Raw genomic sequence first — 14,821 nt, forward strand, 5'->3', positions numbered from 1 at the left:
CCAGCTTACTCCTCTGCTGCTCCGTCAGCCACGTCTACCGGCGGCTGTCCTGTGATGACATATATCGGATTGAGTCCGTCAAAACGAGTCATATTCAAAATCGGCTTGCTACGCGCTGTTTGCAGTAACGTCACCGAGGTTTCGAGTCCTACGGCTTGCATCGCCTTCATACCGTCATGCAGCGTCTCAATGGTTGCAGCATTCACTACAATTCGCCCATCCTTACGCAGACGGGAAGCGCACAGACGAATCAGTTCTGCCAGTTCTCCTCCACTCCCGCCGATAAACACGGCATCCGGGTCTGGCAGCTCGTCCAATCCGGCAGGCGCTTTGGCATGGATCACTGGAAAATCAGTGCGGAATTTGACCTTGTTCGCTTCCACATTGGCCAGATCGCCTTCATTCTTCTCAATGGCAAACACTTGCCCGTACTTGGCCAGCCGCGCACATTCCACAGCTACAGAACCGGAGCCTGCGCCGATGTCCCATACGATGCTTCGCTCGGTCAATCGCAGCTCGGACAAGCTAAATACGCGCACTTCACGCTTCGTGATCAGCCCTTTTTCCGGCTTGCGCTGGTGAAATTCCGCATCCTCGAAGCCAAATCCCCGGCGAATCGCTGGCACGTCTTCCCCCTTACGGCGGCGCAAAACAACCACGTTCAGGGGTTGGAAGGTTCCCTGCGCCATCTCTTCCAGCGTATAATGCCGATACGTCTCATCTGGTCCTCCCAAATGCTCGCCGACAAAGGCATCATATTCCGTCATGCCAAAATGCAGCAGATAAGCGGCAAGCGTGGCGGGATGATTGCGGTCATCCGTCAGCAGCGCGATCTTGTTCTGTCCATCGATCCGCTGCGCCAGTCCGGTCATCGGACGACCATGTACACTTTCCAGCACCGCATCCTGCCAGCTTTCACCGAGACGTGCAAACGCCAGTTGAACCGAACTGAGATGGGGTAAAATATCCAAGTGTTCAGCCCCCAGCTTGGCAGACAAATAGCCTGCAATTCCAAAAAAAAGCGGATCGCCTGACGCAAGCACGACAATATCCTTGTGCTCACGCAACCGTCCCAATTCTTCCACCACGGCGGATAAGCCGCTCTTTAATGTTCGTTTTTCTCCTGCGGCTGCCTCAAAAAAGGCTAGCTGGCGCTCACCACCCACCAACAGGTCGGCACGCTCAATTTGTTCCAGCGTCTCCTGCGACAGACCTGCCGCTCCATTTTCACCGATACCAATGACACGAATTACTCTACTCACCGACTCTCGCCCTCCCCAGCACGTTCCCTTTCAGCGTTATCAGTACCATTTCCACGGTGATTCCACCACCTGCATGCTCCAGACAATGCTGACACCCATAGGTACATAACTTTTCAAAAAAGCTCAGCGCATTCGCTTCGGTCATCATATCCGCCACCTGCGTAGCTGTATTCGCCTCAGCTACTGCCGTTGCAAGCGACTCATCCACACCTGCCTCACGCGCAACCTGGGCCAAAAATCCAAAATCCACCGGAGCGCTCTTGGAGTGAACCATCATGACACCCTGAGCAACCTTCGACAGCTTGCCGGGCATACCGACGAGAATAATCTTCTTCATTCCCAATCGTTTGCCATGCTTGACTGCAAAGCCGACAAAGTCGCCCATCTGAATAAAGGCTTCTTCCGTCAGCTGATCGTACATTTGCATTGCATATTTTTCACTGCTGCCGCCTGTGGTCAGGACAATTTCCTCGCAGTTCATCGCTTGTGCAACCGATATAGCCTGCACCACGCTGGCTTTATAAGCAGACGTGGAGAACGGAACGACTACACCGCGTGTGCCCAGTATGGAAATACCGCCAAGAATGCCAAGTCGCCCGTTCAGCGTTTTCTTGGCGATTTCCTCGCCGTCCGGCACACTGATAACGACACGGACACCCTTGGCCGATCCGTGCTCCTCAAGCACACCAGATACGGCCTCCGTAATCATCCGGCGCGGCACCGGATTGATCGCGGCTTGCCCGACAGGCACAGGCAGACCGGGCTTCGTTACCCGCCCGACGCCGATGCCGCCGTCCAGCTCAACGCCCGGCTCCTCGCGCCAGCTAACAGAGGCGCTAATTCTTGCCTGATGCGTGGCATCCGGGTCATCGCCACCGTCCTTGATCGTCGTGCAGGAAGCTTCGTCCGCATCCAACACAGGCTCGATCAGTTCAAATGCATGATCGAAGCCCGCGGGCAGCGATATCACCGCTTCCTTCGGCGCTATGCCCGTAATGAGCAGTTGTACCGCTCCCTTGGCTACTGCAGCCGCACAGGCCCCCGTCGTAAAGCCTGACCGCATCGGCTTGTCCGGCGCGGGAGCTTCACCACTTTTCATCCGTTTGGGCCTGTCGGCGGACGCCGCTTCCTTTTCCATGCCAATTCCTCCTTAACCTCTTCTGCTGATCATGCTCTAATTCATTTCATGATACAGCAAACGGACAACCGCATCTAGCGGGCAGCCATTAAGGAGATTGCATTCAATGCTGCTACGACAATCGTGCTGCCGCCCTTGCGTCCAATATTCGTAATGAACGGAATATCCAGCTTGCGTAGCTCGTCCTTGGATTCTGCCGCCGATACAAAACCTACGGGCATACCAATCACTAGTCCAGGCTTAGCCGCTCCTTCTTTCACCAGACGAATCAACTCCAGCAACGCTGTCGGCGCATTACCAATCGCATAGATTCCACCTTCGCCCGCCTGAATCGCTTTGCGCATCGAAATAATGGCACGTGTCGTGTTCAGCCTTTTGGCTTCTTCCATCACGTCCGGGTCAGATATGTACACATGAACATCCCCGCCAAATTGACGGATGCGATCCTTGCTCAACCCCGCCTGAATCATCTGCACATCTGCCACCACCGGCTGTCCTGCGCGAATAGCTGCAATTCCGGCTTCAATGGCTTTTGGATGAAATACCATGCTGCGGCCCAACTCAAAATCAGCAGATGCATGAATGACACGCTGTACGACAGGATATTGTTCAGCTGTAAATGGATGCTCTCCCAATTCTTCTGTGATCATTGCGAAGCTTTTACCCTCAATCTCCTGCGGCTGTACCGTTAGCGGTTTAAAGTCTGTTTTAAAGTCCATGGTATCGACCCACTCCCTTATGGAAAATTAGTTTAGGAAAAATAACTGCTCGTGTATTAAAACAACAGATATTTCTATTAAAACACGCATTTTAAGATGACTATATTTTAGATACATGCCAGCAGTCGTTATGGATTAACTGAACCCGTAGGGACTTGAACCAACTCAAATGGAAATCTTCCCTGTTGCTGTGCGCAATGTATCAATTACTCCGTCGAAATGATCAAATACCGTACCAAACTCTACTTCCGGTCTGGAAATCAAAATGACGTGAATACCCAGATCCAGAGCAGATTGAACCTTCTCATCCACTGCTCCCGTGCGTCCGCTTTCCTTGGTGACCATCACGGTTGTACCAAAGTGCTTGTACAATGCTTCGTTCATCTCACGGGAAAAGGGCCCCTGCATGGCAATAATATTTTTTTGCTCCATCCCCAGTTCGCCGCATTTCTCCATATTGTCGAGGCGCGGCAACATACGTGCAACCAGACGAATCTCCGGGTCTCCGAGTAGATGCTTGGTGAATGTGCCGAGCGTCTTACTGCCCGTCGTAAGCATGACAGAGCCTTTGAGTTGCTTAGCAATTAATGCGGCCTCTTCATAAGAAGACACAATATGGAGCAATGGATGATTGTCATACACCAGTCCCGTCCGCTCGTAGCGAATATAAGGAACTCCAGACTCGCGAGCAGCTGTCATCGCATTCGCATGTGCTTCTTCTGCAAAAGGATGACTGGCATCAACAACGGCCTGTATCCCCTTCTCCCGAATCATTGCACCCATTTCATTGGCTGTCATTCGGCCTGTACGTACGTCCAGCCCTGCTTCGGACAAGCTGGCCGCCGCGCTTTCGGTTACGACCGAAGTTAATACGTTAAAGCCGGTGTCACGGATTTGCAGCGCCAATTCCCTTGCATCGCTCGTTCCGCATAGCATAAAAATCATGAGCCATTCACCTGCCCGGTTACGTTCACTACAGACGGCGCATGTGAATGATCGTGATCATGGTCATTATGGCTGTGAGCATGGACATGCGCATGATCGTGAGCGTGGCTGTGTGTATGGTGCTCGTGATGGTGATCATGCTCATGTGCATGATGGTGATGATGGTCATGATCATGGTCGTGATGGTGATCGTGGTCATGGTCATGGTCGTGATCATGGTCGTGGTGATGATGGTGATGCTCCTGCGCTTCCAGACGGAACTGGCAGTTATCGCAATTAGCCGTAACCTTGCCGAACAAGCCTTCGTTAGCTCGCTCCAGCACCAGCTCAACTAATTGAGGATGGAAGCCAAAATATCCGCCCATTTCCACTTGTAATGCAGGGTGAGCCTCGGCGAATTCCTGAGTCATTTCTCCAATGCGCTTAATCAGCACACCCGTGAATAGAAAATACGGAAGCACGATAATCTTTTTGGCCCCCAATCGTACACAACGCTCTAGGCCATCGGGAAAAGAAGGCTGCGTCACACCGATAAAGCTGCTTTCTACCCACGTATAAGAAAGCTTCTCCCACAGCATACGAGTGATTTTGAAAAAGTCACTGTTCGCATCAGGATCGCTACTTCCGCGTCCTAATACAAGTACCGCTGTTTCTTCGTCAGATACCTGGGCAGATGCCTCTACAGCGCTATTCATCCCTGCTGGAACTGCAACAGGGCGGGCCTCTTTCAAGCGGTTAAGCAGTATGCTAACGATTTTTTCGTGAACGCCAATCGGACGTCCGTATACAAATTCCACCTGCGGGTATTTTGCCTTTGCCCGGTCGATTGCCTTCGGAATATCAATTTTGGCATGCACTGCTGCGAACAAAATAATCGGAATAAAAACGACACGCGTCGCCCCTTTGTCCACACACGCCTGTACTCCTTCGGCAATACTTGGGCGTGCCAACTCCAGAAAACAGGTTTCTACACACGTACCTGGCGCCCGATCTGCCACCGCTTGCGCAAATTCCAGTAGTTCCTGATTACCCTCTGGGTCCCGACTTCCATGTCCAACCAACAATATTGCATCCACTGCTGTGTTTTCCTCCTCATTGATAGGGATAGCCTACATGACGCCCTATTTTATATATATGCTTGTATCCTGTTCATCAAGCCTACCAACCCACTTAATCACCACAAACCGCGTTCACTTCTACTGTTGCTGGTGCATCTTCATGTCGGAAACCCGCAACGATGCCTACACGTTTAAAGAATTTATGAAAACGCTCGTTCGGATGCCCTTTTTCCTTATATTCAGCAATAATGTTCTCCACGATATCCGTAATCTGATCACCCGGAATCCCTTCCGCTACGGGCTGAGCGGCATGAGCATTACGGCCAAATTTTTTGCCGCCGAGAAACAGATCGTATCCTCCCTTGCGATAGACGATGCCGATATCCTCCAGCACCGCTCCATAGCAAGCCATGCCGCATCCATTCAAAGCAATACTCGTTTCCTTGGGTGCCTGTAATCCGCCAAGTACAACCTGTAGATGCTCAGCCACAGGCACCGCATCATCTTTCTCCATATTGCAGAAGTCGCAGGCCTTCACCTTAAACACATCGCCGATCGGCATGACAATGAATCGTTCATCCCGAAGCCGTCCGACCAGTTCCTCGGGGTCTGCGCACGGCACGCGCAGCACGATCTGATGATCTGGCGTGTATTCCAGCTCGCCATCATCACCCGCTACCTCGGCAAGCAGTGCCATCTGCCGAGCAGTGAACTTCTTGTTTCCCACGCCAGGGGAAACCCCCACCTCAAACAGTGCAGGCTTGCCAAAGCCGCCTGACGCCTTCCCAGTCGTAGCCACCGTTGCCGTTCCGACGGCGCTCTGGGCGGTAGGCGCTTGCCCGCTCCAGCGAGCATTGGCTTCGCCCGGCAGCTTGCCGCCGACAGCTAGGCGGCTTAGTGCCTCTGCTGCCAGCGATGCTGGAGCCGCTCCGGTTGGCTTCGCGGGCGCAGCCTGCACGGTAGCCATCGCCTGCGGGCGTGCTTGCGTGGCAACCGCAGCGCTGCTCGCGGAAGGCTCGGGAGACGCAGTCAGAGCTCCACCTCCCTGCGGTGTATCCAGTGCGCGATCCTCTTGCGCGCCCAGCGACCACGGCTCCGCTTCCGTGCGAAGCCGCTGATGCGGTTTGAGCACTTGCTCGGTCGCGTCCAGCGTGTATTTACGCTGATAGCCGCGCGGAGTCACGATTAACCCGTCATACACTGTCGTCGAGGAATTGCCGATGATTACGGTCGTCAGCATCCCGATATCATGGTTCAGCATATCTTCCAGCGTCGTTACAATAACCTGCTGACGTTCACGATAAGCACTCTTCACCAGTCCAACTGGAGTTTGCGGATCACGGTAACGGAGCAAAATGGACTGCGTCTCCACAATCTGGCGGGTACGTCGACCACTGCGCGGGTTGTATAAGGCAATCACAAAATCAGCCGAAGCCGCAGCTTCTACACGCTTCACGATCGTTTCCCACGGGGTCAGATGATCACTCAGACTGATTGTGCAAGCATCATGCATAACCGGCGCTCCCAACAACGAAGCACAGGATTGAATAGCCGAGATCCCCGGCACAACTTCTACCTCAACCCCGTCCTCGCGACGCCAGCCTTTTTGCATCAGCACTTCGTACACCAGCCCTGCCATGCCATAGACCCCAGCATCTCCACTGGAAATGACGGCTACCTTCTTACCCATCTCTGCTTGGCGAACCGCCTCCTGCGCACGGCTCACTTCTTCTGTCATCCCTGTGCGTACAATCTCCTGTCCGTTCAACAACGGACGGATCAAATCAACGTAGGTATTGTAGCCGATAATGACCTCACTTTCGGCCAGCGCATCCAACGCCCGTTTTGTGATATGTTCCATATCTCCTGGTCCAAATCCAATCACCAGCAATTTTCCTAATGGGCTCATCGTGCTCCTCCTATCATCCTTTTCAGGGCAGCTATACTATCTATTTCAATAATTTGTGGCATCCTTTAACTCAAAAAACCCCCATCCTGCCCGGATGGGGTTCCTATGTACGTATCTCTCTTACCAGACGAAACAGCGTAAGAAGACAGTTCTTGTCTTCCTCCTATCTGCCGTTGTTTTCCATCTGTTTTGTTTACGCTTCAAACGCTGCTGAACGTTCATATCCACGCAAACCTGTAACCAACATGGAAAAAGCAACGTGTGCCTGATTTCCTGATTTCGTACACCCATCCTCTCCGCGAAGGTTAACGGTGCATACAGATCAAGGTAGGTCTCCTGGCTTGGCATCAACGGATTCTCTCGTCTTCCCCGTTTTGTACGAGTGACCATTTAAAAGAACCCTCTTCCTTACAGTGGCGGGACCGCTCGGGACTTGCACCCGATTCCCTGTTACCCTTTGCTCAACCGCAAAGGCACCTTGTCTGTCCGCTATTTGATTATGGGTCTTATCATAACCTTGCCTCAATCAGTTGTGCAAGCACGAAAAAAGCTTTATTTCAAGTTCTCTGCTTTATTTTTCAACATATGCAGCAGTTCATCCGGGTCCGCAGATATACTCAGTAGCGCTGGATGATCAGCTCCGGTAAACCCTTCCTGCACGCTATGACGTACCATTTCTACCAACGGGTCAAAATATCCATTCACATTCAGCAGCCCAATGGGCTTGCGATGTATACCGATTTGCGCCCAGCACAATACCTCGAACAGCTCCTCAAAGGTTCCCAAGCCTCCCGGAAGGGCTATAAACGCATCGGCCATCTCGCTCATCGCCGCTTTACGTTCATGCATGCTTGCTACCTCAATAAACTCGGTAACTCCCCGATGAATGATCTCTGCATCGAATAACAGGGTGGGCATAATGCCGGTGACCTGACCGTCACCCGCCAACAGTCCATCCGCCACCTTACCCATCAGCCCTCTGCTGGAGCCACCATAAATTAAACGGATATGCTGGCGAGCCATAGCTTCACCCAGCTTGCCTGCCGCCTCAACATATACCGATGAATGTCCAGGTCTGGACCCTGCAAATACACAAATAGAATTCATAAATGTCTCAGCTCCTGTCCTCAATATCATGCATCGAAACTTATTCATTATATTAGATAAATATTTTCGCTATAACAAAAAACTTTGCGATGCATGTCCAACAAAAAAAGATAAAGACCTCGTAGGCCCTTATCTCTATTTTACTCTGTATTAGTAAATATAAGTTCATTTTTAGCTTACTGCATTTATCAGTTCTAGCTCATTTCAAATGACCGTTCACGCTCTTCAGACCACAGCCATGCACCGAATCGCTATGTTCGAAATATTTGCCCAGTTCTACCATCATCGCACCCATGCGCTCTTCAGTTGGAAATACGACTCGTTCAATCCCTTCTTCCAAAATGGATTGTGCAGTCACCTTGCCTACCGATACAGCAATGACATCTTCACGAAAAGCTTCCAGTAAATCCTCCATTCGATTTTGCTTTCTGGCATATTGGGCCAAAAATCGAATTTGTGGACCACTCGTGAACGTAACGGCATCAATCGTACGGTTTATAACATCATCTAGTAGCGCCTGCAATTTTGCTTCTTCAGGTGGGATATGCTTATAAGGAAGTACTTGGCGGGTCACTACGCCTTGCTCATCCAGCCACTCTACCAACCGGGGGGCCGGGTCTCCATGCAGTTGCAACAGTACTTCCTTCCCCTTCAGATCATATGGGGCAAAAGCCCGTGTCAATCCGATCAAACTTCCGTCCTCGTCCCGTACTGCTGGCGTAAAGCCACGCTTTTTGAGTCCATTGACCGTCTTGTAGCCCCGTGCTGCAATGTTGGAGGATTGCAGCAACTCTATAATCTGCTCGGCCACGCCCATATCCTCTGCCATATCGAACAGAGCATCCAGTCCCATACCTGTCGTGAAGATGTACCAGTCCGGAGGGTTCTTCACCCACGATACAACAGCGTTGCGCAGCTCGATATCATCCAGAAAAACAGTCCCCTGGGCCGGGCGTTCTACTGGCTCGCCCCCCATCTTCATAACTAGCAACGCCATTTCTTCTGCTTTACGGGGACCGGCAAGAGCGACTCTCTTACCTGCCATGCGTTGTGCCATGCTGTTGCCTCCCTTGTAGATGTCGTATTTCTTTCTACCAAGTATACAATCAGAAAGGCAAAAGACAAATAAGAATTACTTTTTCGATAAATACAGTAATCTTATAAGTGGGCGTGTCCTGTTTCGCTTTCCTGCTGGCCTTCTTTCTGATCACTTCTATCCCTCTCCCTGCCAGATGATGAATTATCATCACCTCTCCCTTTAAATTTGGGTCGGAGCAACATCCACAGCAAGAAGGGCATGAATACAAAAAAGATGACCATCACCGCAGTCCATTCCCGGCTGAAATCATAAATTTGTACGATGTTGGAGAACAGCATAAACGAACAGACATAACCTAACAAACCTAAGGGCCAAACCATCAGACTCCCCCAGACATGGGCAAACATGCGCTTTACCGCCAAACTGGTAACGTACAGATCAATTCCAATCTTCGTAAGAAAGGCTGGTACGGTCAGTGCTGCCACGAACAAGTCGAACCGATCCAGGAAGTCCGTTAGTTGCAACTGACGCACCAGTTCATACGATGGATAAAACAGTCGTGACAAGATAGGAACTCCAATCACCAACTCCGACAGCAACACCAGCATGATTATAATAGCGGTTCCGAGTAAATGCCCCAACCACGCACTACGTCCATTATAGCTCTTCCCAGAAATCACAAAGGGAACGATCATGATATCGGCCATATATCCGAGCATGCGCCAGCTCCCCTTGATCACTCCATCTACCTCCGGATGTAAATAGGGTCTCAGCATCGAAAAATCCATATTACCTCCAAAAAAAAGCGGCATAGTCAACAGTGTCACAATCAACAATGGCACAAAAATCTCGGTCATATTGACAAGGGTACTTATCCCCCCTTTAACCATAAATGCCATAGTCAATAGCACAATAAGAGATACGACCACAATCGGAGTCAGCGGCAAAAGAACCACCTCCACCAGATCGGTAATAATCCTCAAATCCCGCGCAAAAATGATCAGGAATAAAATGAAATAGACTGCAAGCAGCATACGTCCCAGCACAGGGTGAGAGCTTACCATCGCCTCCATCAGATCCTGATCAGGGAAACGGCGTTTGAGTTTCAACATCGCCCAGATCGGCAAGCAGAGCACAATGGCTGCAATTATACAGGTCCAGTAGGCATGCTGATTCGCGTGATCTGCTGCCTGCGCCGGAGCATGTATAAGGGTAATACCGACCTCCATCAATACACTAAACAGCACAATTTGTCTGGTTGTGAACTGTTTCATGCAGGTACATCCTCCTTTTGCCCGCAGGCATCCATTACACGATTTACAACGTAGGGGGGAGCCACATGTCAATAAAGCGGGTCAGCCAAGTAGCCACATAAACAGTGCTCTTCGTCGATGTGCCATAAATCCAGATGCCAATGCTAATGACATACAATACGCGGGAGACCCAGCGATTGACGGCAGGTGCATTGCTAATACGTTTACGGTCAATCAGATACATGAAGATCATAGCCAGCAATAAAGGTAATAGAAAAACTTTATTCATTCTGGATTTGCTCCTTTTTGACCCCGAATGGCTTGGTGACCGCCCCGATATTCTCAATATGCACGACCGGATCTATGGTGACCTCCACCTTGGGATACAATTGCTCCCACTGAGGTTTAATCCGTTTCCACTCATCCGGGTGATTCGTAATAATAGCCCGGCCCAGGCCAAGCACGTCTGAATGATACTTTTGCTGAATCACATGAACAGCCTCTCCCAGCTCCCTCTTAATTTCCTCGACCGTTTGCTGCTCCAACCACTTCAAATTCTCCTCCCTGGAAATATCGAAGCTCGTCTCATTTTCCTTCACATTCCCATTGCAGTTCATATGAACCGTCATTCGAATTTCGTCCCCCCGAATAAAAGGCTCGATATGAACTTTATTTTCGATGAGATGCACAGATATATAGCCTCTACCTTTGGGAGGGGGGATAAAAATTTCTGTTTCTTTGGCTTGCTCCATACCCAACAGCAGAAACCGACTGAGGTGGTTATCAATAATCCCTGTTAATCTGTCTTGGCGAAAGACAGCCAGTCCATCAACCTGAATATTTGTCTTCTTGTCTTTAAGACTATCAGGCCCATTCTTCACCAGAGACATTACTGGAACTATCGGGTCAATGCCTTCCAGCAGGACGGAATTCATCAGCAGCTTAACGGAACGAGGTTTTTTCATATAGGAAAAGTTGAGCTCACGCACCATTTCCGCTGGATATTGCTCAATCGGAGCATCTGCCTGAAGCATTTCCATCGCTGACCCCTTTGTAATAACAACAAGGGAAGACAGGCGGTTCTGCGGAATACGTGCAATGACATCCATCATTTTGCTAATTCCTTCTCGGGCTAGCGTCTCCCCGAGCAGCAGCACCCGTCGATGAGAATAATTCAGTGTTCGCGAAACCTCTCGCTGTTCCTCAGTACTTGCTCCCCGGAAGCTTGGACCTGTTTTGGACTCCAGGTAGTAGGACTTCGTACCACTGGTACCCCCCCCTCCTCCTGTGCTGCCCGAAGATCCGAGCTGTCCGGGCAGAGCAATTTGCATCGTTACCCGGTATTGATCGCCTTCCTTATCCAGTCCGGTACCCATCACAAAGGCCACATCATTCACTTCACGGCGATCCCAACATCCTCCCAAAAGAATAGAACAAAGCAGTAGACAACAAAGTACAGCTGCTTTACGTATTTGCTGTGTATTTGATGTGGGCTTCATCACCATCCCTCCTCGGTTTTAGGCGATCCGTTCATCTCTTTCTTCGCTCGTTTGTTGTTGTCCTTACCAATCCATGAAGGACGTTTGGTCATTTTCCACCAAGGTGCACGGACGATAATATCCTTTTGATCCATATGGTTGTACGGGCTATATCCACTCATATAAGGGACACCAAACGATGTTAGCTTGGTTAGGTGCGTAGCAATCAGCGTTGTCGCAATAATGATGCCAAACAAGCCAAATAAACCAGCCATCAGCATGATTGGAAATCGCAGCAGACGAACCGTAATGGCAAAATTAAAACGCGGTATGGTAAACGAGGCAATACCTGTGAGCGACACAACAATAACTATTGGCGCCGATACGATTCCTGCCTGTACTGCGGCCTGACCAATAACGAGCGCCCCAAGGATACTGACGGCCTGACCAACCGTTTTGGGGAGACGAATCCCAGCTTCTCGCAGCGCCTCAAAGGAAATTTCCATCATCAATGCTTCCACCAGGGCTGGAAAAGGGATGGATTCCCGAGCCGCCGCAATACTCAATATGAGTGTCGTCGGCAGCATATCATGATGATAGGTCGTCACCGCTACATATAATGCTGGCAGAAAGAGAGCCATGATGAGAAAAAGAAAACGAATCCAGCGCACCATATTACTGATGAAGAAGCGCTCGTAATAATCTTCGCTCGCTTGCATCATTTGCCACATCGTGACTGGTCCAATCAGGGCAAAAGGCGTGCCGTCCACAAAAATGGCAAACCGTCCTTCCAGTAATTGCGCGGTGACGGTATCGGGACGTTCGGTGTATTCCATTTGCGGAAACGGTGAATATGGGTGATCCTCAATCAGTTCCTCAATATATCCAGTCTCCAGAACACCATCAATTTTAATATCGCTGAGGCGCTTTTTAACATCCTCCACCAGCTTCGGATCTATGATCCCTTCAACATAGGTAAGGACGACGCTCGTTTGAGTTTCTGTTCCGAGGGTCATGCTGTGCATCTTGAGCTTGGAGGTCTTCAGCTTGAATCGTAGCAGTGCCGTATTCACGCGAAGTGTCTCTGTGAAACCCTCACGTGGCCCACGAATAACAGCCTCGGTCTGCGGCTCCTCCACGCCACGGCGAACGCCTCCCTTGGCGCTGAAAATATAAGCACGAGCCGTTCCATCTACGAACAGAGCGGCATTGCCGTCCAGTATCGCTGCCGATACCTGCTTCCATTCGTCCATCGTTTTGGTCTGGGACATGGAGATACGAGTCTCATCCAGCGGCTCCAATTTGCCGTTCACTTCAGGGTCCTTGAGCATCATACCCAAGATGACAGGCCGCAAAATATGATCCTGCAAATCCTCTGATTTTACCGTGCCTTCGAAATATGCCAGCAACCCTTTTCGTTCAGGGGAAATCATGAGCTCTCGGTAGACGATATCAGAGCATTCCTTGAAAATATCACGCATTGCGACCCTATTGTCTTCCAGACTGCTGCGCAGTGGCTCTTCCAGCCATGAAGACTCAGGCAGCCCTTTGGGCACACGAGCATTTCGTGTTTTGCGTTCAGCGGCTGGAACCGCTCTCCGGCTCCACGGTAGCTTTGGCAGCTTGGGAAAGCGCCCTTTCTTCATCGTTAGTCCCCCCTTTACGAATAAACCGATCAGTTAATATGACATATAGGATGTACCAGCCTGCAAAGGATTATGTATCCAATGAACTCACCATCTTGAACACATAACAAAAAGACCCTGCAATGATGCAGAGCCTTCAAAAATCAATTATACATCCGAACATTTATGATCAAGAAGATTTAATCTCCCCAATACTCCTCGGGATGGTATTCAATCTCAGAACCGGCTTCGAACGTAAGCTCGCCGATCTGAGCATGATATTGTACACTTTCCGGGGTGACGTAATACCAATGCTTTACCACGAATCCGCCATCTGCGGGTGTTACAAAACGAAATACGTTCAGCTCCTTGCTGAAACGCACAATCGCCTCCGCTGCCTCACTCGGCAACTCTTGAAGCGTGAAGCGAAACACGCCGTCCGCCGATTCCAAACGACAATCGAAACGCTGCTTGCGGCTGTCAGCAAAGCTTCGCCCTGTGACGGCATGCTTGATCAGCCATGTTTCCTGCTGCGCCATTGTGCGCACCTCCTTTTAGGGCAAATCAATCAACATATAAAAAACAGAATCCTCTGCCTTCAGTGATAGCTTCGGCTCCTCCTCTATGCGAGCAGAGTCTCGGCCTTGGAGAAGATGTCCACCGTTGACACGCAGTGAACCCTCGATGACGAACAGGAACACGCGCCGACCCTCGGCCTGTGTAAATTCTACTTGTTCCCCGGGCTGAAGCTTGCTTAAATAAATCGTTAAATCCTGATTAATTGAAGCTATTTCACCCTCCGTGCCGGGTACACGCTTTCCAGCAACGACAGGCAGGAGCTGACCTTGCAGACGTTCCGTATTGAACGTTGTAGTCTCATAGGAAGGTTGCAATCCTCTTGTGTGCGGACTGAACCACAATTGCAGCAGACTGACATCCTCGGTTTGCGAAGCGTTGTGCTCCGTATGAATGATGCCGTGCCCCGCTGACATTCGCTGAATGCCTCCAAAACGGGTCACCGCCACATGTCCACGGTTGTCTTCATGACGCAGCTCCCCATACAGCACAATGGAGACAATCTCCATATCGCTGTGCGGATGCGCCCCAAAGCCCCGGCCTGGTGCGATGACATCGTCATTACAGACACGCATAGGACCAAACGCTGTATTGTTCTCATCCTGATACTCCGCGAATGAAAAGCTGTGGCTCCCCCGCAGCCATCCCTTATCGAAGCTGAATCGGGAAGCAGCCGGATATATTGTAAACATAATAGCCCTCCTTCAAGGAT

At 50.5% G+C, this 14,821-nt stretch carries 14 protein-coding genes and 1 riboswitch; all 14 genes read right to left on the reverse strand.

Translation table 11 applies throughout. The annotated features are described in order from the left end of the window. Window positions 1–5: 5 nt before the first annotated feature. The 14 genes from cbiE to HFE01_RS10605 all read right to left on the reverse strand — a co-directional run bounded on the left by cbiE (window position 6) and on the right by HFE01_RS10605 (window position 14,801). A complete protein-coding gene (gene cbiE, locus HFE01_RS10540) occupies window positions 6–1,262 on the reverse strand; it encodes a precorrin-6y C5,15-methyltransferase (decarboxylating) subunit CbiE (protein WP_016822801.1) in 1,257 nt (418 codons plus the stop codon). Continuing rightward, the gene (locus HFE01_RS10545; protein WP_016822800.1) at window positions 1,255–2,400 is read right to left on the reverse strand and encodes a cobalt-precorrin-5B (C(1))-methyltransferase; all 1,146 of its coding nucleotides are present in this window, start codon (window positions 2,398–2,400) and stop codon (window positions 1,255–1,257) included. Before HFE01_RS10545 ends, cbiE begins: the two co-directional genes overlap by 8 nt. A gap of 74 nt (window positions 2,401–2,474) precedes the next feature. Continuing rightward, on the reverse strand, window positions 2,475–3,119 hold the full coding sequence (locus HFE01_RS10550; protein WP_016822799.1) for a precorrin-8X methylmutase: 645 nt from the start codon (window positions 3,117–3,119) through the stop codon (window positions 2,475–2,477). A gap of 165 nt (window positions 3,120–3,284) precedes the next feature. After that, the gene (gene cobK / locus HFE01_RS10555) at window positions 3,285–4,064 is read right to left on the reverse strand and encodes a precorrin-6A reductase (RefSeq protein ID WP_016822798.1); all 780 of its coding nucleotides are present in this window, start codon (window positions 4,062–4,064) and stop codon (window positions 3,285–3,287) included. Then, entirely contained in the window at window positions 4,061–5,140 is a 1,080-nt protein-coding gene (locus tag HFE01_RS10560) for a sirohydrochlorin chelatase (protein WP_167437885.1), read from the reverse strand. Before HFE01_RS10560 ends, cobK begins: the two co-directional genes overlap by 4 nt. Before the next feature lie 94 nt (window positions 5,141–5,234). After that, a complete protein-coding gene (cobJ, locus tag HFE01_RS10565) occupies window positions 5,235–7,031 on the reverse strand; it encodes a precorrin-3B C(17)-methyltransferase (protein WP_019688873.1) in 1,797 nt (598 codons plus the stop codon). Window positions 7,032–7,340: 309 nt separating this feature from the next. Further along, window positions 7,341–7,526, reverse strand: a riboswitch (cobalamin riboswitch). 57 nt (window positions 7,527–7,583) lie between these two features. After that, window positions 7,584–8,138: an LOG family protein gene (locus HFE01_RS10570; protein ID WP_016822794.1), complete on the reverse strand. Its 555-nt coding sequence runs from the start codon at window positions 8,136–8,138 to the stop codon at window positions 7,584–7,586. Between the two features lie 199 nt (window positions 8,139–8,337). Further along, window positions 8,338–9,195 carry a uroporphyrinogen-III synthase gene (locus HFE01_RS10575; RefSeq protein WP_167437886.1) on the reverse strand — a complete coding sequence of 286 codons (858 nt, stop codon included), beginning with the start codon at window positions 9,193–9,195 and terminating at the stop codon, window positions 8,338–8,340. A 101-nt stretch (window positions 9,196–9,296) separates the two neighbouring features. After that, window positions 9,297–10,451 (reverse strand): GerAB/ArcD/ProY family transporter, encoded by a 1,155-nt coding sequence (locus HFE01_RS10580; RefSeq protein WP_017428593.1) that lies wholly within the window; start codon window positions 10,449–10,451, stop codon window positions 9,297–9,299. Between the two features lie 43 nt (window positions 10,452–10,494). Next, window positions 10,495–10,719 (reverse strand): hypothetical protein, encoded by a 225-nt coding sequence (locus HFE01_RS10585; protein ID WP_016822791.1) that lies wholly within the window; start codon window positions 10,717–10,719, stop codon window positions 10,495–10,497. Further along, window positions 10,712–11,929, reverse strand: coding sequence for a Ger(x)C family spore germination protein (locus tag HFE01_RS10590; RefSeq protein WP_017428592.1), 1,218 nt, complete (start codon window positions 11,927–11,929; stop codon window positions 10,712–10,714). The genes HFE01_RS10585 and HFE01_RS10590 overlap by 8 nt, the downstream gene beginning before the upstream one ends. Beyond that, the gene (locus tag HFE01_RS10595; protein ID WP_016822789.1) at window positions 11,929–13,554 is read right to left on the reverse strand and encodes a spore germination protein; all 1,626 of its coding nucleotides are present in this window, start codon (window positions 13,552–13,554) and stop codon (window positions 11,929–11,931) included. The genes HFE01_RS10590 and HFE01_RS10595 overlap by 1 nt, the downstream gene beginning before the upstream one ends. Before the next feature lie 179 nt (window positions 13,555–13,733). Next, window positions 13,734–14,072 carry a hypothetical protein gene (locus HFE01_RS10600; RefSeq protein WP_017428591.1) on the reverse strand — a complete coding sequence of 113 codons (339 nt, stop codon included), beginning with the start codon at window positions 14,070–14,072 and terminating at the stop codon, window positions 13,734–13,736. 15 nt (window positions 14,073–14,087) lie between these two features. Next, window positions 14,088–14,801 carry a pirin family protein gene (locus HFE01_RS10605; protein ID WP_017428590.1) on the reverse strand — a complete coding sequence of 238 codons (714 nt, stop codon included), beginning with the start codon at window positions 14,799–14,801 and terminating at the stop codon, window positions 14,088–14,090. Between the last annotated feature and the right edge of the window lie 20 nt (window positions 14,802–14,821).

The organism is Paenibacillus sp. EKM10P (assembly GCF_011800655.1).
In the GTDB taxonomy this organism is placed as follows: domain Bacteria; phylum Bacillota; class Bacilli; order Paenibacillales; family Paenibacillaceae; genus Paenibacillus; species Paenibacillus polymyxa.